This window comes from Barrientosiimonas humi, assembly GCF_006716095.1.
GTDB lineage: Bacteria > Actinomycetota > Actinomycetes > Actinomycetales > Dermatophilaceae > Barrientosiimonas > Barrientosiimonas humi.
Window position 1 is genome coordinate 2,100,354 of the sequence record NZ_VFOK01000001.1, and the last position, 18,758, is coordinate 2,119,111.

General features: G+C 70.8%; 20 protein-coding genes and 1 other RNA gene. 4 read left to right on the forward strand and 17 right to left on the reverse strand.

Going from position 1 to position 18,758, the window contains the following annotated elements; genetic code table 11:
- Positions 1-50: 50 nt before the first annotated feature.
- From FB554_RS09835 to ssrA, 10 genes are all read right to left on the reverse strand, one after another.
- Positions 51-299: a hypothetical protein gene (locus FB554_RS09835; protein ID WP_142005796.1), complete on the reverse strand. Its 249-nt coding sequence runs from the start codon at positions 297-299 to the stop codon at positions 51-53.
- Positions 300-682: 383 nt separating this feature from the next.
- On the reverse strand, positions 683-898 hold the full coding sequence (locus FB554_RS17935; RefSeq protein WP_142005797.1) for a helix-turn-helix domain-containing protein: 216 nt from the start codon (positions 896-898) through the stop codon (positions 683-685).
- A 324-nt stretch (positions 899-1,222) separates the two neighbouring features.
- The gene (locus tag FB554_RS09845) at positions 1,223-1,564 is read right to left on the reverse strand and encodes a hypothetical protein (protein WP_142005798.1); all 342 of its coding nucleotides are present in this window, start codon (positions 1,562-1,564) and stop codon (positions 1,223-1,225) included.
- A gap of 46 nt (positions 1,565-1,610) precedes the next feature.
- Positions 1,611-2,984: a recombinase family protein gene (locus FB554_RS09850; protein WP_170206839.1), complete on the reverse strand. Its 1,374-nt coding sequence runs from the start codon at positions 2,982-2,984 to the stop codon at positions 1,611-1,613.
- Between the two features lie 74 nt (positions 2,985-3,058).
- The gene (locus FB554_RS09855) at positions 3,059-3,421 is read right to left on the reverse strand and encodes a hypothetical protein (protein ID WP_142005800.1); all 363 of its coding nucleotides are present in this window, start codon (positions 3,419-3,421) and stop codon (positions 3,059-3,061) included.
- A 118-nt stretch (positions 3,422-3,539) separates the two neighbouring features.
- Entirely contained in the window at positions 3,540-4,106 is a 567-nt protein-coding gene (locus FB554_RS09860) for a YqgE/AlgH family protein (protein ID WP_142005801.1), read from the reverse strand.
- Positions 4,107-4,166: 60 nt separating this feature from the next.
- Entirely contained in the window at positions 4,167-6,377 is a 2,211-nt protein-coding gene (locus FB554_RS17120) for a DEAD/DEAH box helicase (protein ID WP_170206840.1), read from the reverse strand.
- Between the two features lie 210 nt (positions 6,378-6,587).
- Positions 6,588-7,997, reverse strand: a complete 1,410-nt coding sequence (locus FB554_RS09870) for an NAD-dependent malic enzyme (RefSeq protein ID WP_142005802.1) — start codon at positions 7,995-7,997, stop codon at positions 6,588-6,590.
- Between the two features lie 4 nt (positions 7,998-8,001).
- Positions 8,002-8,235, reverse strand: a complete 234-nt coding sequence (locus FB554_RS09875) for a hypothetical protein (RefSeq protein ID WP_142005803.1) — start codon at positions 8,233-8,235, stop codon at positions 8,002-8,004.
- Between the two features lie 48 nt (positions 8,236-8,283).
- Positions 8,284-8,651, reverse strand: a transfer-messenger RNA (tmRNA) gene (ssrA, locus tag FB554_RS09880).
- 168 nt (positions 8,652-8,819) lie between these two features.
- Between ssrA and FB554_RS09885 the strand changes: the two genes are divergently transcribed.
- A complete protein-coding gene (locus FB554_RS09885) occupies positions 8,820-9,341 on the forward strand; it encodes a hypothetical protein (protein ID WP_142005804.1) in 522 nt (173 codons plus the stop codon).
- A gap of 20 nt (positions 9,342-9,361) precedes the next feature.
- Here the strand turns inward: FB554_RS09885 and FB554_RS09890 are convergent, their stop codons facing one another.
- The 3 genes from FB554_RS09890 to FB554_RS09900 form a co-directional block, all read right to left on the reverse strand.
- On the reverse strand, positions 9,362-10,639 hold the full coding sequence (locus FB554_RS09890; protein WP_142005805.1) for an SAM-dependent methyltransferase: 1,278 nt from the start codon (positions 10,637-10,639) through the stop codon (positions 9,362-9,364).
- Positions 10,636-12,018, reverse strand: a complete 1,383-nt coding sequence (locus FB554_RS09895) for an FAD-binding oxidoreductase (protein WP_236022359.1) — start codon at positions 12,016-12,018, stop codon at positions 10,636-10,638. Before FB554_RS09895 ends, FB554_RS09890 begins: the two co-directional genes overlap by 4 nt.
- Before the next feature lie 109 nt (positions 12,019-12,127).
- Positions 12,128-12,679: a TIGR03086 family metal-binding protein gene (locus FB554_RS09900; RefSeq protein WP_142005806.1), complete on the reverse strand. Its 552-nt coding sequence runs from the start codon at positions 12,677-12,679 to the stop codon at positions 12,128-12,130.
- 115 nt (positions 12,680-12,794) lie between these two features.
- Here FB554_RS09900 and FB554_RS09905 point away from each other — a divergent pair, with 115 nt between their 5' ends.
- From FB554_RS09905 to FB554_RS09915, 3 genes are read left to right on the forward strand one after another with little or no spacing between them, the layout of a single operon-like run.
- The gene (locus tag FB554_RS09905; RefSeq protein WP_236022360.1) at positions 12,795-13,634 is read left to right on the forward strand and encodes a helix-turn-helix domain-containing protein; all 840 of its coding nucleotides are present in this window, start codon (positions 12,795-12,797) and stop codon (positions 13,632-13,634) included.
- 20 nt (positions 13,635-13,654) lie between these two features.
- Positions 13,655-14,545 (forward strand): class I SAM-dependent methyltransferase, encoded by an 891-nt coding sequence (locus FB554_RS09910; protein ID WP_142005808.1) that lies wholly within the window; start codon positions 13,655-13,657, stop codon positions 14,543-14,545.
- A gap of 26 nt (positions 14,546-14,571) precedes the next feature.
- Complete coding sequence (locus FB554_RS09915; protein WP_142005809.1) at positions 14,572-14,826, forward strand: biotin/lipoyl-containing protein; 255 nt, start codon at positions 14,572-14,574, stop codon at positions 14,824-14,826.
- A gap of 67 nt (positions 14,827-14,893) precedes the next feature.
- Here the strand turns inward: FB554_RS09915 and smpB are convergent, their stop codons facing one another.
- From smpB to ftsE, 4 genes are all read right to left on the reverse strand, one after another.
- Positions 14,894-15,397 (reverse strand): SsrA-binding protein SmpB, encoded by a 504-nt coding sequence (smpB, locus tag FB554_RS09920; protein WP_142005810.1) that lies wholly within the window; start codon positions 15,395-15,397, stop codon positions 14,894-14,896.
- 339 nt (positions 15,398-15,736) lie between these two features.
- Entirely contained in the window at positions 15,737-17,044 is a 1,308-nt protein-coding gene (locus tag FB554_RS09925) for a M23 family metallopeptidase (RefSeq protein WP_142005811.1), read from the reverse strand.
- Between the two features lie 19 nt (positions 17,045-17,063).
- Complete coding sequence (gene ftsX / locus FB554_RS09930) at positions 17,064-17,978, reverse strand: permease-like cell division protein FtsX (RefSeq protein ID WP_142005812.1); 915 nt, start codon at positions 17,976-17,978, stop codon at positions 17,064-17,066.
- Entirely contained in the window at positions 17,978-18,682 is a 705-nt protein-coding gene (ftsE, locus tag FB554_RS09935; protein ID WP_142005813.1) for a cell division ATP-binding protein FtsE, read from the reverse strand. Before ftsE ends, ftsX begins: the two co-directional genes overlap by 1 nt.
- Between the last annotated feature and the right edge of the window lie 76 nt (positions 18,683-18,758).

Consider the following 18,758-nt stretch of genomic DNA (forward strand, 5'->3'; position numbering starts at 1 on the left):
GCTCGTGCGTCTCGGCAGCGCGCAGTCCTTGACCGCGCACGTCGGTGCGTTCACCGGCTGTCCCCGAGCGCTCGTCGCGCGCGCCGCCCGTGCCGCTGCGCCTCGGCCACCGGATCGTAAGCGTCGTACGGTCCGCTGCCGTGCGGATCGAGTCCACCTCGACCAACGGGCTCGTACTCCTCGGCCTCGACGGTCGCGGGGAAATCTCGCCGGCGCCAGTCATTCAACGCCTTGCTCGGGTCGTTACCCGACCTCACGGCCTGGACAATGACCTGCTCCTCGGTGAGCTTCTCGTTCAATGTTCGACTCCTTCAAGTTCGTGATTGGGGGTGAGCGGGGAGAATCTCGCGATTAGCCGCGACACGCTAACCGCGTCGCTGTCCTGCGACCCGCTCCCACAGGCCATCGCCGCGCAGCCGTAGCGCTGGCGTTCCATCTGTGCGGAGCACAATCGCCGGGTCGAGGCAGATTCGTCGGTCGTCCACGGTGGATGCCCTGTGCAGGTCGAACGCGGCTAGCGAGGTGAATACCTCCCGGCACCGGGCGCATTTGCACTCACTACCCCTGAGGCGGTGTCGCACACGGCGTGTCGCGGGAGTTCCGGGCCGGTCCGGTACTCGGGTAGGAGCCTCGGTGGTCGACGCCTCGAATGGCCTCTCCGACAGCTCGGGCGTTCTCATGGTCATGACCGGCACCGTCGTCGGCGCTGGTGCATGTAGGCGAGTACGTCGCTCTCCCGGTAGAGCACGCGGCGCTCGGCAGTAAGCGTCCAGACGGGACCTTTCCCCCGCGAGCGGTAAACGCGGAGAGTCTGTGGCCGGATGCCGAGGACGAGGGCAGCCTGGCGATTGGTGAGCCAGCCCCCAGCTAGGGGGATGGGTGGCTTGTGTTCGGGCATGGGTGCGCGTTCCCTTCGCGGGCTTGGGATTCGGGATGGGTGTCAACAACGACGTTGACTCGGTAGGGCAAGCGAAAGCCCCCTCCCCAACCGCAAGTGATGGCGGTCGAGGAGGGGGCTTCCTATTCCCAAGGGAGGAGGGGGATACCCCGGGCGCGGGAGAGTGAGTCAAGCTCTCCCGACATCTATAAATACTGGGTTGGGCTCAGGGTTTCTGAACCCGTCAGGCCGATGAGTTGCGTCACGCTCGTGAGCAACAGCCCTTCACCTGTAAATAAGGGGTTGGGCTCGACGTTTCTGAACCTCGCGGCGGGATCGGTTACGTCACAACGCGGTCATGCCCACCGACGCGGCGAGGCTGTCCAGCGCCTCGGCGTTGCGCTGCGCGTCCCAGCCGTCGACCGGCTCCGCATGCCACAGGCCCCACACCGGGCGCTCGCCAACGCGGCCGACCTGCATCGGCGTGCCGTCGTCCTCCCGCGTGAGGCCCCAGCCGAGCGGGCGGAGCACGGCGAGCATGGGTTCCAGGTCTGCGTCACCGAGCCACGGCCCCAGCGGGTCGAGTGGGTCGGGGGCGTCCTGCTCGGGCAGCGGACCGACGAGTAGCCCCTCCCCGGTCAGGGCGCATCCGAACGCCGTGTGCATTGCGGTCTGTGCGATCTTCATTCCTCGAGTTCCCCTGTTCTGTGTTTCGGTTTCGGGTGGTGCTTGGCTAGTTGGGCTTACGCATGGTGAGCGTGACCATTCCCGCGTTAGCGCGCTCGTTCCGGTTGGTCCGCCTGCGCACCTCGATGCGCTCGACGTACTTACCGACCGCCTCGCGACGCTGCTCTAGCGTGAGTGAGTTCGACTTCCACGCGGCCACCAAATCGGCGGGCGAGAACTTCCGGTCGAGCGGGCTTGCGGAGTAGTACGTCTGCGCTCGCGCTTCGGCGTCCGCGAGTGCGGAGCGCAGCGGCGCGGAACCGCTTGCGAGTTGGTCGCGGGATATCTCCCCGGCGGCAAACGCCTCGCTCAACTCGTCCAGCCGGTCGCGCAGAGTGACCGCCTCACGGGCGGCAGACTCCGCCTCCGGCGCGCTCACTTCCGGTCCAGCGGCGAGCATCCACGCGGGGCTCGTGGCCGCTCTGAGGACAGCTTTGGCAACGTGCGTGTCGAGCCATTCGGCGTTTATCGACGTGCAGTGCATCGGACATTGATAGACGTACGTCTTCAAGACTTCGCCGCCCTTGCGTTTGGAGTGCTGTCGGGTCCGCTTGAACGGCTCGCCGCACTCGCAGCGGGCAATACCTCCGAGCAGCGACCGTACTCGCGAACCTGCCGGGGCCGGGGCCATGCCACTCGCAATGACCTCGGAGCGGTCGAGGATTGCCCGCCATTCCTCCTCGGGGACGATAGGCTCCCACTGTCCGCGACCCTGAACCTCATACCTGTAATGGATGAGTCCGGCGTACTTGGGATCGCGCATGAGGCGTGACAGGTTCGAGCCGTTCCACTGCCTACCGCCGACTGTGGTCGTGAAGCCCTCGGCATTGAGGTAGCGCGCGGCGTCGGCGTACGTCGAGCCCAGCCGCACCATGTCGTAGCACTTGCGCAGCGCAGGCCCTTCGGTCTCGTGAACCTCGCCCTCGGCCGTGTAGCCGAAAGGGCGCCGGTGCGACCACCAGGGTTTCCCCGACTCGACGCGCTGACGGTGAGCGGCCTGCTGCCGTAGCGACTTCTGCTCGCCTTCGAAGGTGGCCCACGCCGTCACGGTGCGGGCAACGGCCCGCCCGCTCGGCGTGCTCAAGTCCAGGTGTCCAGCGGTCACGGCCACGATGGGAATGTCCAGGGCTATGACGCGCTCCAAGTCCGCCGTCTTGCGCACCAGGCGGTCGGTGTGCCACACCACGACGCGGCTCGGCTTGCTCGCGAGGAGACGCTCAAACTCGGGACGCACCTTCCCCGTGGTCGCGCTCACGTCGTTATCGGTGTAGACCTCGGCTACGTCCCAGCCGTTGCGCTCGCAGAGGGCTCGGCACTCCGCCTCCTGGCGCTGCACGCCGAGCCCCTCGCCCGCAACGTCCAGCGAGATGCGGGCGTACACCACGGTGCGCTCTGCGCTGCCTGTGACGGTCTCAGCTCGGCGGCTGGGCCTGCCGGCGCGTGGCGGTCTGCGTGTCATTCCGCACCGAGGCGCTTGCGGAGGCGACGGCGGCGTGTGTTGACGGATGCGATGGTGCGCCCCAGCTCTGCCGCCACGATCACCGTGTCAAACGGCGAGGAGGCCAGCAGTCGGGCATCCTCGTGCGGAGTCCAAGGCTGGCCGCTGCGAGTTGCCACCGCCGCCATAGCGGCATTGCGCAGGCGTTGCGTCTCGCGACTCCGCCTCTCAACGGACGGGTTGTTGCGCCGGTACTCGGCGTTGTACTCGGCGATCTTCTCGCGGTTGTTGCGTCGGTACTCGGCCTTGCGCTCAGCGATCTTCTCGCGGTTGTCGAGGTAGTAGGCCCGGTCGTACTCGCTCTTGCGCTCTCGGTTCATGTGCCGGATTGAACCATAGTTGGAGATCTACGAAGGGCTCCGGCCCCCGCAGGACGGCGGCGACGAGCAGGGCTGAGCCCACCCCGACGTACGCCCTCGCCGCCTCGCGCGGCGACGCTCAGTTCAGCGACGGGTCGGCCGGGAAGGTCGACACCAGCGCCAGCGTGCTGCGCTGGCGGCGCAGCACCGCGGTCCACAGCGCGTCGGGCTCGCGGCTGAACGCGTCGCCGGCCTCGGCGGGGACCACGAACCAGGCGCCCTCGCGGATCTCGCGCTCGAGCTGGTCGCCCTCCCAGCCGGAGTAGCCGGCGTAGATGCGTAGGCCGGCGACCTCGGGCATGACGACGACGGGCGGCGCGTCGAGGTCGACCAGCCCGACCGACCCGAAGAGCCGCTTGATGCCGATGGTCGTGTCATCGCCGGGGATCGAGACCAGGCCGAGCGCGGAGTCCAGCTGCACCGGGCCGCCCTGGAACAGCCGGCCGGGCTTGCTCACGTGCGGCTGCCACCCGGGCAGCACGGCGTCCACGTCGGCGTCGAGGGGCCGGTTGAGCACCAGCCCGTGCGCGCCGTCCTCGTCGTGGTGCAGCAGCAGCACCACGCTCCGCTCGAACATCTCCCCCATCCCCGGCTCGTCGTCCGGGTGTGGGACCGCCACGAGCAGACGCCCCGTCAGGTTCTCCACCGCAATACCTTTACCGGCTCGGCCGCGGTTGCGCGAGACCCCTGGGGAGGGGTCTCGCGCTCAGGCGTCGCGGCGCGGGCGGTGCGGACCGCGCGAGCGGCCACCGTCGTGGCGTCGCTCGCCGTCCCGGCGGGGGCCACCGCGGCGACCGCCGCCGTAGCCGCCGCCACCACCGGGCCCGCCGTAGCCACCGGACCCGCCGTAGCCACCGCGGCGCGGGCCACCCCGGCCGCCGCCGCGGCCGGCCCGGCCCCGGTTGGGCGTCAGCAGGCGGTAGAGGTCGTCCTCGCTGACCTGCTCGCCGCTCGGCGTGCTGCCACCGGCCTGCGCGATCACGTCGTCGCCGGGCTGGGCCCGCACGAGCGTGGTGTCCACGCCGGCCTCGTCGAGCAACCGCTGGACGACCTTGCGCTGGTGCGGCAGCGCCAGCGTGACGACCGTGCCGCTCTCACCGGCCCGGGCCGTGCGGCCCGCGCGGTGCAGGTAGTCCTTGTGGTCGGCCGGCGGGTCGAGCTGCAGCACCACGCCCACGTCGTCGACGTGGATGCCGCGCGCGGCGACGTCGGTCGCGACGAGCACGGGCACCCGCCCGTCCTTGAACGCCGACAGCACCTTGTTGCGCTGGCCCTGGTTGAGCCCGCCGTGCAGCGCGGCCGCGACGACACCGAGGTCGCGCAGCTCTCGCGCGACGCGGTCGGCGCCGAGCTTGGTGCGGCAGAACACGACCGTACGTCCGGGCCGGTTCGCGACCTCGGCCGTCACCACCTTCTTGTGCTGGGGGTCGATGAGCAGCGCGTGGTGGCTCATCGTCGCCACGCTGGCGGTGCCGTCGTCGGTCGAGTGGGTGACCGGGTCGACGAGGTAGCGGTCGACCACGGTGTCGATGCCCCGGTCCAGCGTCGCCGAGAAGAGCAGCCGCTGACCGCCCTCGGGGATCTGGTCGAGGATCTCGGTGATGGCCTCGAGGAAGCCCATCTCGGCCATGTGGTCGGCCTCGTCGAGGATCGCGATCTCGACGCGCGACAGGTCGGCGGCACCGCGCTCGATGAGGTCCATCAGCCGGCCCGGCGTTGCGACCAGCAGGTCGACCCCGCGCTGCAGCGCCTGCAGCTGCGGCTCGTACGGCATGCCGCCGGCGACCAGCTTGTGCCGCAGCCCGATCACGTGGACCAGCGGCATGAGCGCGTCGCTCACCTGCATGGCCAGCTCACGGGTCGGCGTCAGCACGATCGCGCGCGGCTGGTGCGGGCGGGCCTTGCCGCCCGCCGCGAGCCGAGCCAGGGTCGGCAGGCCGAAGGACAGCGTCTTGCCCGAGCCGGTGCGTCCGCGGCCCAGCACGTCGCGCCCGGCGAGCGCGTCGGGGATGGTCGCCGCCTGGATCGGGAAGGGCTTGGTGATGCCGTCACGGGCGAGCCGCTCGACGATCAGGTCGGGCAGGCCCAGCGCGGCAAAACCGTTGTCCTGCATGTCGATCGGCTCGTCGCTGGATGCGGCCGGCGTCTCGACGGGAGCGGTCTGCGCGGCCGGGGTGTCGCGCTCCTCTCGGCGGGGGGCGCGGTCGTCGCGGTCGTCGCGACGCTGCGGGCGGTCCTCGCGCTGGAAGCGGTCGCGGCGGTCGAACCGGTCGTCGCGGCGGTCGCGACGCTCGTCACGACCGAACCGGTCACCGCGCTCGTCGCGGCGGTCACCACGGCGGTCGTCGCGGTTGAACCGGTCACCGCGATCGTCCCGCTCGAACCGGCGCGGGCGCTCGTCCCGATCGAACCGCCGCTGCGGGCGGTCGTCGCGCTCGAAGCGGCGCGGCCGGTCGTCCCGACCGAACCGGTCACCACGCTCGTCGCGGCGGTCACCACGGCGGTCGTCCCGGTCGAACCGGCTGCCACGCTCGTCCCGCTCGAACCGGCGCGGGCGCTCGTCCCGGTCGAACCGCCGCTGCGGGCGGTCGTCGTCGCGACGGTTGCTGCGCTGCGGACGCTCGTCCCGGTCGAACCGGCGCTGCGGCCGGTCGTCGTCCCGGCGGCTGTCGTCGCGGCGGTACCCGTCGCGCCGGTCCCCCCGCGGGGGGCGACGGTCGTCGCGGGCTGCTGACCGACGTACGTCGTCGCGGCGGGCGTCGTCACGTCGCGGCTCGTCGCGGCGGGCGTCGTCGCGGTCGCCCGGGCGACCGCGCACCTGCTTGCGCACCTTGGCGCGCTGGGCCTCGAGCTTCTGCGCCCGGGTCCACCGGGCCTTCTTCGGGGCAGCCTTGTGCCCACGATTGGAGGACTTCACTGATCTCTCGCTTCGTGTCTTGAGTACCGGCCGCGTCGTGGGTCGGAGCGCTGCAGGGAGGCAGTCGGCTCAGGCGGCAAAGATCTCGGCGCTCAACTGAAGAAAGACAGGAAACGAACGCAAGATCGCGTACTGGGGTGTCACCAGCCTAGCGGCGCACGGGCCACCGGCAGAAATCGAACGGGGCCGATGTGTGGCGGCCCACACCGCTCAGGACCCGGCGGGCTCGCCCTTCGCGGCCGCCTCGACCGCCTCGGCGACCGACGCCGAGAGGTTGGGGTGGAACACGCTGGGGATGATGTACGCCGCGTTGAGCTCCTCGCGCGGCACGGTGTCGCTGACCGCCTTGGCGGCTGCGAGCAGCACCTCGTCGGAGACCTCGTCGGCGTGCGCGTCGAGCAGCCCGCGGAAGACGCCGGGGAAGACCAGCACGTTGTTGATCTGGTTGGCGAAGTCGCTGCGCCCGGTCGCGACGACCGCGGCGTGCTGCGCCGCGGCGGCGGGGTCGACCTCGGGCACCGGGTTGGCCAGGGCAAACACGATCGAGCCCTCGGCCATGGTCGCGATGTCGTCGCCGGTCAGCAGGTTCGGGGCGGAGACCCCGATCAGCACGTCGGCGCCGCGGATCGCGTCCTTGAGGTTGCCCTGCAGGCCGCGCTCGTTGGTGTGCTCGGCGATCCACTGCAGGTGCGGGTTGCTGCCGGTGCTCACGTCGGGTCGCTCACGGTGGATGACGCCGTTGATGTCGGTGACGACGACGTCACGCGCTCCGGCCTTGATGAGCAGCTTGAGGATCGCGGTGCCCGCGGCGCCGGCACCGCTCATCGCGATGCGCACGCCCTCGAGCTCCTTGCCGACGACGCGCAGCGCGTTGCGCAGCGCGGCCAGCACCACGATCGCGGTGCCGTGCTGGTCGTCGTGGAAGACGGGGATGTCGAGCTCGTCGCGCAGCCGCTCCTCGATCTCGAAGCAGCGCGGCGCCGAGATGTCCTCGAGGTTGATGCCGGCGAACACCGGCGCGATCGCCTTGGCGGTGCGGATGATCTCCTCGGTGTCGTAGGTGTCGAGGCAGATCGGGAAGGCGTCGATGTCGGCGAAGCGCTTGAACAGCGCGGCCTTGCCCTCCATGACCGGCAGCGCGGCCAGCGGGCCGATGTCACCGAGACCGAGCACGGCGGAACCGTCTGTGAGCACGGCCACCGTGTTGCGCTTGATCGTGAGATTCCTTGCGTCCGAAGGCTTCTCGGCGATCGCCATGCACACCCGGGCGACGCCCGGGGTGTAGATCAGCGACAGGTCGTCGCGGTTGCGGATGGGCACCTTCGGCTTGACCTCGAGCTTGCCGCCGAGGTGGACCAGGAACGTGCGGTCGGACACCTTGCCGATGACGACGCCCTCGACCGAGCGCATCGCGTCGACGATCTGGTCGCCGTGGTCGGTGTCGCGCGCGTTGAGCGTGACGTCGACCTGCATCCGGTCGTTCGAGGAGGAGGTGATGTCGAGAGCGGTGACGAGCCCGCCGGCACGCTCGACGGCTCCGGACAGCTCGCTGACGGCGGTCGGTCGACCGGGGAGCTCGAGGCGGACGGTCAGGGAGCTGGAGATCGACGGACTGGTCATGCCCTCATCTTCTCGGGTTTCGCGGGTCGGCGTGCACGCTGCGGAGACGTCCGCGGCGCAGGATCAGCAGGGAGATCAGCGCGGGAACGACGAGGAAGGCGCCGATGAAGATCAGCGAGGTCCACCCGGCGGCGGCGCCCACGACGAGCACCACGACCCCCAGCAGCAGCCACGCGATTCCGTCGCCCAGAGCACGCCGGTCATGCCGGTCGGAGGAGTCCACGGTCGCGGGAGGCACGAGGAGATTGTGTCAGTCACTGATCAGGGCGACGCGCCCGGCCGTGGATGGTGGAGGTGGCGGGAATCGAACCCGCGTCCGCTGACGGCGATGAAGGGCTTCTCCGGGTGCAGTGCGCTGTGGATTTTCTCGGCCCCAGGGCTCGCACGCACACGTTCCCTGACAGGCCCAGCCGAGTAAGAGTCCCGCGCCGCCCCTCGGCATGGCGGCGCAGCAAGCTCCCTAGCTGACGCCAGGCACTGAGTCGGAAGCTAGCTCAGGCTGACGGACTTCGAGGCTCGCTCAGGCGGCGAGGGCGAAGTCGGTGCGCTTGGAATTGGCACCTATTGGGTTTGCACGGAGCGTTGACGAGATGACCGTGCGTCCTCGACCCGCTTCCCCTGCAACGGCGATCAGCGTCGAAACCGATCACCCCCGCGAGGCACGGGCGCGTCACCACTGTTCAGTTCTGGTCGCCTCTCCTCCTCCGCGCGGGCTCGCAGGCTCACCCGCTCGGCATCGTCGAGGACGACGTCCTGCATGCTACTCGCCACAACCACGTGGGCTCGACGGATATTTCGCCGGCCGCTGGCAGGATGCGGCCCATGACCTCGCCTGCTCCGGCTCCGCCCGGTCCCTCACCGCTCACCTCGCTGCGCATCACGATGGGCGCGCTCCTGGTCAGCCCGGTGATCCTCACCCTCATGATCACGTTCGTGCTCTGGCCCAACCGTGACCCGCTGCCGTGGTGGCCGGTCCTGGCGGTGTTCGCCGCCACAGCCGCTGGCTTCCTGCTCGCGCAGCTCATGGGCTACACCAAGCGGCCGGTCGCCAGAAAGACCCCCGAGGAGCGGGGTCGCGCGTCGCTCGAGAGGTTCCGGGCCGAGCTCATACTCCGGTTCGCCCTGACCGAGACGCCGATCGTCATCTCCATCGTCCTCGCGTTCATCGTGCGCAACCCGATCCCGCTGTACGCCGGCGCTTCCCTGGGCATCCTGTCGCTCGCCTGGCACGCGTGGCCGGCCACGCGACTCATCGACGAGGCAGACGCCCGCTACTCCGCCGCCGACGGACGACCGGCGTACCTCAAGGACGCCCTGGCCGGCCGCGCCGTCACCAGCGCCTGACCCGCGCAGCTCGCCGTGCCTCACACCCCGAAGTCGGGCCGCAGCGGGTAGTCGCCCGAGCCGTCGGGCGCCAGCTTCTCGCCGAGCACCTGGTGCAGCTGGACGACGTTGCGCCGGAAGCCGAGCGAGGACCCGGCGAGGTAGAGCCCCCACACCTTGGCGGTGGCGAGCCCGGCCTCCTCGACCGCGTCGTCCCAGCTGGCGCTGAGGTTGCGCGCCCAGGCGCGGCAGGTGCGCACGTAGTGCTCGCGCAGGTCCTCGACGTGCCGCACCTCGAAGCCCTGGTCCTGCATGCGCGACACGATCGTGCCGACGCCGGTGAGCTCCCCGTCGGGGAAGACGTAACGGTTGATGAAGCCGCCGCGCGGCACCCCGTCGTGCTGGGTGTCGGGCCGGGTGATCGAGTGGTTCAGCAGCCGGCCGCCCGGGCGCAGCTTGGCGTGCAGGAACGCGAAGTAGTCGGGGTAGTTCTTCACGCCGATGTGCTCGGTCAGCCCGATCGAGCTGATCGCGTCGAAGTCGCCCTCGGCCACGTCGCGGTAGTCCAGGTGGCGCACCTCGGCGCGGTCGTCGAGCCGGTCGTTCTTGATCCACTGCTGGGCGTACGTCGCCTGCTCGCGCGACAGCGTGACGCCCAGCGCGGTCACGCCGTAGTGCTGCACGGCGTGCCGCACCATGCCGCCCCACCCGGCGCCGACGTCGAGCAGCCGCATGCCCGGCCGCAGCCCGAGCTTCTTGCACACCAGGTCGAACTTGTGCGCCTGCGCCTCCTCCAGGCTCGCGTCCTCGCGGGGGTAGCAGGCGCACGTGTAGGCCATCGACGGCCCCAGCACCAGCTCGTAGAAGCTGTTGCTCACGTCGTAGTGGTGATGGATCGCCTGCGCGTCGCGGCGCCGCGAGTGGCGCAGCCCCTCCAGCGCCCGGCGCCACCCCGGCACCGCCTCCACGGTCGGCAGCGGCGGCGGCACCAGCGAGCGAATCCCCAGGTCTCGCAACAGGTTCGGCAGCTCACTGAGCGCCGGACGCTGCACCTGGATCTGCTGCGGGAGCGCGTCGAGCAACGCGGTCGGGTCGCCCATGTCGAGCCCCGGCACCTCGAGGTCGCCCTGGACGTACGCCCGCGCCAGCCCGAGCTCGCCCGGCGCCGTGATCAGGTATCGCAGCCCGCGCTCGTTGAGCAGCCGGAACACGACGGGGGCGTCGGCTCCCCCGCCGCTGGAGCCGTCGTACGCCTCGAGCCGGAAGGGTGCGTCGGCCCCGAACAGCCGGGTCGCCAGCTCGCCGATCGTCGTCGTCATCGTCGTCCCACCGCCTTCGCGTAGAGGTCGGGAAGCCGGCCGTCGGGGTCGTACTTGCCCTTCACCTGCTCGTAGGTCCGGCCGCCGTAGAGCGACCAGAAGGTCTCTTCGTCGTAGTAGGCGTCGGAGTAGAGCGACTTGTGACCGCCGAGGTCGGCCACCTCGCGCTCGATCGCCCGGTTCGCGTCGCCGTCGACGGCCGGCGGCTCGATCGGCACGCTCGACCAGAACCCGACGTTGACGTACGTCTCCCCCACCTTGAGCGGATAGAGCGGCCACGGCTGCTCCCCGTGCTCGGTGTCGCGAACGGCCAACGGGCACAACCAGATCGGCTCGATCGGCACCTCGCGCAGGAACCACTCGACGAACTCGGTCGTGCGCTCGATCGGGATCTCGACGTCCTGCACGACGCGCTCGCGGGGTGGCCTGCCGCGTCGCTCCTCCAGGGCGGCCCACCAGCCGTGCCGGTTCTCGAAGCGGATCACCTTGCCGTAGGTCTCGCTGCGCAGGAACCGCCGCGGCACCGCCCGGCGCACCAGCGGGTTCTGCACGAACAGCGCCCGCGAGCACCAGAACCAGTCGGTGTCCCAGCGCCACAGGTAGTCCTTGACCGTGAGGTGGTCCTCGCGCCGCTGCTGGATCGAGCGGTAGAAGATCTGCTGCCCGGTGTAGTCGCTCGTGCGCGGCGCCTCGTCGACGAACGACGCCAGCACGAGATATGCCTCGGTCTCCGAGAAGACGACGCCGTCGACGAAATCGACTGTCTCGCCTGCGTGCTCACGCTCCACCACCACGCGCTGCAGCTCCTCCACCAGGGCCGCGACGCTGGTGAACGGCACGTGGCGCAGGTGCACGAACGGCTGCACGGGTGCCAGGTCGATCTGCACCCGTGTCGCGTAGCCGAGCGACCCGTAGGAGTTGGGGAACGCGCGGAACAGGTCGGCGTGCTCGCTGTCGCTGCAGGTCAGCAGGTCGCCCGCGCCGGTGATGACGTCGAGCTCGCGCACCGACTCGTGCGGCAGCCCGGCCCGGAACGATGACGACTCGATGCCGAGCCCGGTCACCGCCCCGCCGAGCGTGATGGTGCGCAGCTGCGGGACGACGTACGGCATGAGCCCGTGCTCGAGGGTGGCGTCGACGAGGTCCTCGTAGCGGCACATGCCCTGCACGTCGGCGACGCGCCGGTCCGGGTCGATGGCGATGACGCCGTCGAGCGCGGACACGTCGAGGCCGGGGCGGCCGGTCGCGGCGCGCGGTCGGAACAGGTTGGACGACGACTTCGCCAGCCGCACCGGCTCACCGGCGGGGATCGCCTCCAGCTGCGCGCGCAGCTGCTGCTCCGCGGCTCGGTGACGCTCCCAGCCGATGACTTCCACCACGCCCCCGCACCTCCCGGCTCGCTTTCCGGCAATTCTCAGCCTGCCCCGAACCTCTTTCGCCCGCTAGGGGTTTCCCGCGGTGTGACCCACCAGACACGGGGGTGCGCGTTCAGGACGAGCGCCCCAGCCGGGCCAGCAGCCGCTGCTGCCGGTCGGCCCCCTCGGGTGCGGTGACGCCGGGCTTGCAGATGCCCTCGGCGTACAGCTGATCGCCGAATCCCTCGACCGAGGTCTCCAGCGCGCCGATCTCGTCGTCGGTGAACCGCTCGTCACGTCCGGCGGCCTGGGCGAGGTCCCACCGGTGCACCATCAGGTCGAAGCCGTAGAACGTCGTCAGCGTCTCCCCCACCGTCGTGCGCCCGAAGTACCCGTCGAACTCGCGCTCGCCGACCGCGTCGTCGGCGAGCGCGGACCGCACGTCGCGGTCGTGCTCGCGCCAGGCCGCGGCGGGATCGGCGAGGTCGGGTGCGTCACCCAGGTCCACGTCATGGCTGCCGAGGAACTCCCGCTGGGTCTGGACGACGTGCCCGAGCACGTCGCGCGCCGACCAGCCCGCGCAGGGCGAGGCCGCGTCCCAGTCGGTCACCTGCCCGACGACCGCGCCGAAGGGGTCGGCGAGCCGGGCGTACTGCTGCTGGTGGGTGCTGCTGTCGGTGGTCATGGTCGCGCTGCCTCTCGTCCGTGGTCGTCGGGTCGGCACGACGCTAAGGACGCGGCGGCGACGCGGTCTTGTACTTCTCCGACAGCTCGCCGCCGCGCTCCGTAGGCTCCCCGGCGTGGACCACGTCGACCGCGCGCACCTGCGCGACCCCGACGACGACACGTTCACCATGAGCCGGTACGCCGTCGCGGACGACCTGAGCGACCTCGCCCGACGCTTCTGGATCCCGACCTGGGTCGTGCCGCCCGGGCGCGAGGCGCCCCAGCGGGTGCTGCAGTACCCCGTGTGCCTCGTGGTCGTCTCGAACACCTACGCCCGGCTCTACGGCGTGACGCCCGGCCTCGGCGGCACCACGCTGGTGGGTCGCGGGTGGGCCGTCGGCGTGATGCTGCAGCCGGCCGCCGGCGCGCTCCTCGCGACCGGCCCGGTGCCCGACCTCAACGACCGGCACGTGCCGCTGCAGGGCGTCGACGGGTTCGACGACGACCTGGTCGAGGCGGTGCGGGCGGCGATGGAGCCCGACCCCACGTCGGCCGGGTGCCACGCGCGGGCGCGCACGCTGCTCGAGGAGGCACTGCGGACACGGCTGCCCGTCGACGACGAGGGCCTGCTGGTCAACGAGATCGTCGCGGCGGTCGAGGACGACCCGCAGATCCTGCGGGTGCACCAGGTGTGCGACCGGTTCGGTCTCTCCGAGCGGGCCCTGCAGCGGCTCACCCGACGGCGGATCGGGCTGTCGCCGAAGTGGCTGATCCGGCGCCGGCGGCTGCACGAGGCGTCGGGGCGCCTGCGCGAGTCGGGCACCGAGCTGGCCGACCTGGCGGCCGACCTGGGCTACACCGACCAGGCCCACCTGACCCGCGACTTCCGCTCCGCGACGGGCCTCACGCCGGGGGAGTTCGCCGGCCGCTTCCGCTCCGTGGCCGGGCCGCGCACGGCTGACCCGACGGGGTGAAGTCGGTTAGGGTCCGAGCCGTGGCTTTCTCCGACAAGCTCCGCTCCGGTGTCGTCCAGCACGTCAAGCCGCTGCTCTCCGACGAGGGATGGGCCAAGCTGCGCGGCCTCGACCCCACATCTCGCACGCGCGACGTCGACCGGATGCGCGTCCAGCGCGACGAGGCCCGGGCCCGGGCCGTCAAGGCCGAGGCGATCAACCAGGCGCCGGACCACACCACCCGGCGCACCGAGGCGAGCGACGCGGCCGACCTGCGCAGCCTCGCGGGGAAGTACCGCACCGACAAGTGGAGTCACCAGCACCGCTACACCCCGCACTATGCGCGGCACATCGGCTACCTGCGCAACGAGCCGTTCACCCTGCTCGAGGTCGGCATCGGCGGCTACGCCCGCGAGCTCGACGGCGGTGCCTCGCTGCGCATGTGGAAGGAGTTCTTTCCCCGGGCGACGATCGTCGGCCTCGACATCGAGGACAAGAAGTTCGTCGACGAGGACCGGATCATCAGCTATCAGGGCAGCCAGGTCGACCCCTCGATCCTCGACCGGATCCTCGCCGACCACCCCGACATCCGGGTCATCATCGACGACGGCAGCCACGTCAACGAGCACGTCGTGGAGACCTTCCGCCTGCTGTTCCCCCGGCTGCACCCGCAGGGGCACTACGTCATCGAGGACACCCAGACGGCGTACTGGCCGCGCTACGGCGGCTCGCCCGACCTCCTGGCGACGCACACCTCGATGGCGCTCGGCAAGCGGCTGGCCGACGACATCAACTTCCAGGAGTACACCGACGCCGACCACGAGCCGACCTACGACCAGGCCAACGTGGTGGGCGTGCACTTCTACCACAACCTGATCTTCGTGGATAAGGGCAGCAACGACGAGCCGCGAACGTCGTTCCCGCACAACTGATCTCGCCGCCAACCTCACCTGACGCCATGCCCCAGCCCGACACCGTCGCCGTGCGATCCCCGTTCGCCGGGGAGCTCACGCTGCAGGTGCGCGCCGGCGACCGGGTGGCGGTCGGCGACCCGATCGGCACCGTCGAGGCGGTCAAGATGGAGGCCGCCGTGCGCTCCCCCGTCGCCGGTCGCGTGCGCGCCGCGATGACCGAGCTGCACGTGCGCGGCGGCGACCCACTGGTGTGGGTGGAGACGACCCGGGCCGAGCCGACGCCGGACCGGACCGGCTGACCGGAGCTGGCCGAGGGCGTACGTCAACGGCAGCTCCCCCTGCCGGCGGCACCGGCTGCTCGGCGGCTCAGCCGCCGCGCTTGAGCCGCACCTGCATCGCGCGCTGCGCCTCGCGCTCGTCGGTCTGCCGGCGCAGGGTCTCGCGCTTGTCGTACTGCTTCTTGCCCTTGGCGAGCGCGAGCTCGACCTTGACCCGGCCGTCCTTGAAGTACAGCTGCAGCGGCACCAGCGTGTGCCCCGCCTCCTGGCTCTTGCGCACCAGCTTGTCGATCTCGTGCCGGTGCAGCAGCAGCTTGCGGCGGCGCCGCGCGGCGTGGTTGGTCCAGGTGCCCTGAAGGTACTCCGGGATGTGCACGCCCTCGAGCCACAGCTCGCCGTCGCGCTCGCTGGCGTAACCGTCGGTGAGGGTGGCGCGGCCCATGCGCAGCGACTTCACCTCGGTGCCCATCAGCGCGAGACCGGCCTCGACGGTGTCCTCGATGAGGTAGTCGTGCCGGGCCTTGCGGTTGGTCGCGACGACCTTGTTGCGCTGGTCCTCGACGGCCGGCTTCTTCTTCTTGCTCTTGGCCACGACTGCCTCCTCTCGTGCGGTGCGGGTGCCGGGCAGCGGCTCAGCCTACCCGCGCAACGACCGCGCCCCCGAACGGATTCCGCGCCGGCCGACCGACCGTCCCGCGCGCCCCGCCCACCGCCACCCTCGCGCTCAGATCGTGCGACGACGTACGAAATGCAGCCGCGCCCCCCGGAATCCCGCCGGCCATCTCCCCAGATCGTGCGACAACGCACGAAATGCCGCCCCCCGGCCGAGTCCCGCGCCCCGGAATCCCGCAGGACCGGCCCCCGCCTCTCGGGCGACGATGCCGCGCGGGGGAGCCTACGAGCCCGCGCGGAGGAGGAGCCGAGAGAAAGATCAGCCGATGTAGTCGGCGGGGTTCACGTAGTTGCCGTCGGCGAGCACGATGAAGTGCAGGTGGCAGCCGGTCGAGCGGCCGGTGGTGCCGGCATAACCGATCAGCTGCCCCTTCTTCACCGTGCCGCTGCGCACCGCGAACCGGCTGAGGTGGTCGTACTGCGTCGCGAGGCTCTTGCCGGCGACATCGCCGTGGTCGAGCACGATGCTGTTGCCGGAGATCGCGTTGGTACTGGCCGAGACGACCTCGCCCGGGCCGGCGGCGTAGACCGGCTGGCCGCAGCCGAAGGAGAAGTCGGCGCCGCCGTGCAGCATCGGCCGGTTGAGGATCGGGTGCATCCGGTAGCCGAACGGCGAGGTGATGTTGGCCTTCGGCTCGGGACCGGTGAGGAAGAACCCGTCGTTCGCCGGGCGCGGAGCCTCGGCCGCCTGGGCGGGCGGAGGCTGCTTCTTGCGGGCGGCCGCGGCGCGGGCCTTGGCGCGCGCCGAGGCCCGGGCGCGCAGGATGTTGCCGAGGCGCACCGACTCACCCTTGAGCCACTTCAGGTCGCCCTCTTCCTTCTTCTTCTGCTTGCTGAGCACCCCCGCCGCGGTGCGCTGCGCGCGTTGCAGCCCCTCCAGCGACGTCTTGGCCCGGCGCGCGCCGTCGCGGGCCTTGGTCGCCCGGGTCACTCCGCTCTCGGCCTGCTTCTTCAGGCCGGCGACCTGCTTGCGCACGGCCCCGAGCCGGGTGCTCTGCGAGGTGGCCGTCGACTTCTGCCCGGCGAGCGTGCGCAGGACACCGCTCTGCTGGCGTACGACCACGTCGGCGAGCGCGAGGTCGTCGGTGACGTCGGGGCCGTCGGCGGTCAGCACGTTGAGCGTCAGCTGCAGCTGGCCGAGACCACCCTTCATGTAGCTCTCGCGCGCGATGCCTCCGACGAGGACCTTGGTGCGGGCCTGGGCGGTCGTGGTGGTGCTCAGCGACTTGCGGATCTTGGTCTCGGCCGCCTGGGCGGTCTTGAGCCGGCCGCCGACGTCCTTGTTGTAGCTGTTGGCCTTGCGCAGCTCGCCCTCGGCCTTGGTGAGCGTCTTCTTGGCGGCGTCGACGCGCTTGGTGGTGTTCGTCAGGTTCGTCTGGGCGGTGCGCAGCTCGCGAGAGGTGCCGTCGAGGTCCTTGCTGGTCTGGGTGATCCGGCCGTCGATCTTCTTCTTGCGGTCCTCGGGGTCGTCGGCGAGGGCGGTGCCGCACAGCCCGGTCGTGAGCGTCACGACGAGGGTGCCGGCGAGCAGCCGGCAGGCGCGCTCGCGGCGCGTGCTCTCGGGCATGGCTTCTCCTCGTCCTTGGTCAGACCTTGAGGTGGCGGCGCAGCGTGAGCCAGGAGGTGGCCAGCGCCACGACGAACCCGCCGACGGCGAGCCACGGGGCGACGGCCCACACGTCGGAGACGCCGATGAGGCTGACCAGCCCGCCCTGCTCGCCGGACAGCAGCTGGGTGAGCCCGAAGTTGACGGCCGCCCACAGCCCGAGCACCGCGAGCCCGGCCCCGAGCAGCACGGCCAGCACGGTCTCGACGAGGAACGGCAGGTGCACCACGGTCGCCGAGGCGCCGACCGAGCGCATGATCCCGACCTCGCGACGACGGGTGTAGGCGACCTGGCGGATGGTCGTGGTGATCAGCAGCACCGCACACAGCAGCATGATCAGCGCCAGGGCGACCGACCCGATGGACAGCACCCGCAGGAACGTGAAGAACGTGTCGAGCACCTTGCGCTGGTCGCTCACTGCCTCGACGCCGGGCGCCCCGTCGAGCGCGGAGATGATCTCGCCGACCCGGTTGGGGTCGGACAGCTTCACCCGGAACGACTCGGGGATCGAGGCGGGGCTGACGGTGGTCAGCTCGGGGCTGTTGCGGAACTGCTCCTTGAACCGGGCGTACGCCTGTGCCGACGTCTCGTGGCTCACCTGCTCCACGAGGGGCTTGAGGCTGAGCAGGTCCTGGCGGATCTGGTTGCGCTGCGTGGGGGTGACCGCACCGTCCGCGCACGAGGGGGTGTTGCCCGACTGCGGGGTGCACAGGAACACCGAGACCTGGACCTTGTCGTACCAGTAGCCCTTGGCCAGGTCGACCTGGCGCTGCGCGAGCAGGCCGGAGCCGAGGAAGAACATCGACACCATCGACACGAGCACGACAGAGACGACCATCGACACGTTGCGGCGCAGGCCGCCGAAGATCTCGCCGAGCAGGAACTGCAGGCGCATCAGCCGGCCACCCTCCGCGGCACGACGCCGTAGCCGCTCTGCTCGTCGTCGCGCATGACCAGCCCCTCGGACAGCTCGATCACGCGCTTGCGGAACTCGTCGACGATGGTGTGGTCGTGGGTCGCGACCACGACGGTGGTGCCGGCCTTGTTGATCCGCTCGAGCAGCTCGACGATCTCGGCGCTGTTCTCGGGGTCGAGGTTGCCGGTGGGCTCGTCGGCGATGACGATCGCCGGCTTCTTGACCACGGCCCGGGCGATCGCGACGCGCTGCTGCTCGCCGCCCGAGAGTTGGTGGGGGCGCCGGTTCCCCTTGTCGCGCAGGCCGACCAGCTCCAGCGCCTCGGGCACCAGCTGCTTGATCTCGTGCCGCTTGCGGCCGAGCACCTGCAGCACGAACGCGACGTTCTGGGTGACGGTCTTGTCCTCGAGCAGCCGGAAGTCCTGGTAGACCACGCCGATGTCGCGCCGCAGCGCGGGCACCTTGCGGTCGGGCAGCGTGCGCAGGTCGCGGCCGGCGACCCACAGCTCGCCCGCGGAAGCGATCAGCTCGCGGGTCATCAGCTTCAGCAGCGTCGACTTGCCCGACCCGGAGGCGCCGACGACGAACGCGAACTCGCCGCGCGCGATCTCCAGGGAGACCTCGTCGAGGGCGGGCTCGGGCTCCTTGGCATACCGCATCGTCACGTCTTCGAAGCGGATCATCGTGGGGGCGCTACCTCAAGGTCGGCGATCGGGTGCCCAGCAGGCGGTTACACGGTAGGTCGCCGGCCGGGCTCCC

What these genes read in the sequence shown, in the direction of transcription:
- FB554_RS09845 (WP_142005798.1), bottom strand. Translation starts at nt 1,564, where the DNA reads ATGAAGATCGCACAGACCGCAATGCACACGGCGTTCGGATGCGCCCTG.
- FB554_RS17935 (WP_142005797.1), bottom strand. Translation starts at nt 898, where the DNA reads ATGCCCGAACACAAGCCACCCATCCCCCTAGCTGGGGGCTGGCTCACC.
- FB554_RS09855 (WP_142005800.1), bottom strand. Translation starts at nt 3,421, where the DNA reads ATGAACCGAGAGCGCAAGAGCGAGTACGACCGGGCCTACTACCTCGAC.
- FB554_RS09870 (WP_142005802.1), bottom strand. Translation starts at nt 7,997, where the DNA reads ATGACCAGTCCGTCGATCTCCAGCTCCCTGACCGTCCGCCTCGAGCTC.
- ftsE (WP_142005813.1), bottom strand. Translation starts at nt 18,682, where the DNA reads ATGATCCGCTTCGAAGACGTGACGATGCGGTATGCCAAGGAGCCCGAG.
- FB554_RS09925 (WP_142005811.1), bottom strand. Translation starts at nt 17,044, where the DNA reads ATGCCCGAGAGCACGCGCCGCGAGCGCGCCTGCCGGCTGCTCGCCGGC.
- FB554_RS09900 (WP_142005806.1), bottom strand. Translation starts at nt 12,679, where the DNA reads ATGACCACCGACAGCAGCACCCACCAGCAGCAGTACGCCCGGCTCGCC.
- FB554_RS09885 (WP_142005804.1), top strand. Translation starts at nt 8,820, where the DNA reads ATGACCTCGCCTGCTCCGGCTCCGCCCGGTCCCTCACCGCTCACCTCG.
- ftsX (WP_142005812.1), bottom strand. Translation starts at nt 17,978, where the DNA reads ATGCGCCTGCAGTTCCTGCTCGGCGAGATCTTCGGCGGCCTGCGCCGC.
- FB554_RS09890 (WP_142005805.1), bottom strand. Translation starts at nt 10,639, where the DNA reads ATGACGACGACGATCGGCGAGCTGGCGACCCGGCTGTTCGGGGCCGAC.
- FB554_RS09915 (WP_142005809.1), top strand. Translation starts at nt 14,572, where the DNA reads ATGCCCCAGCCCGACACCGTCGCCGTGCGATCCCCGTTCGCCGGGGAG.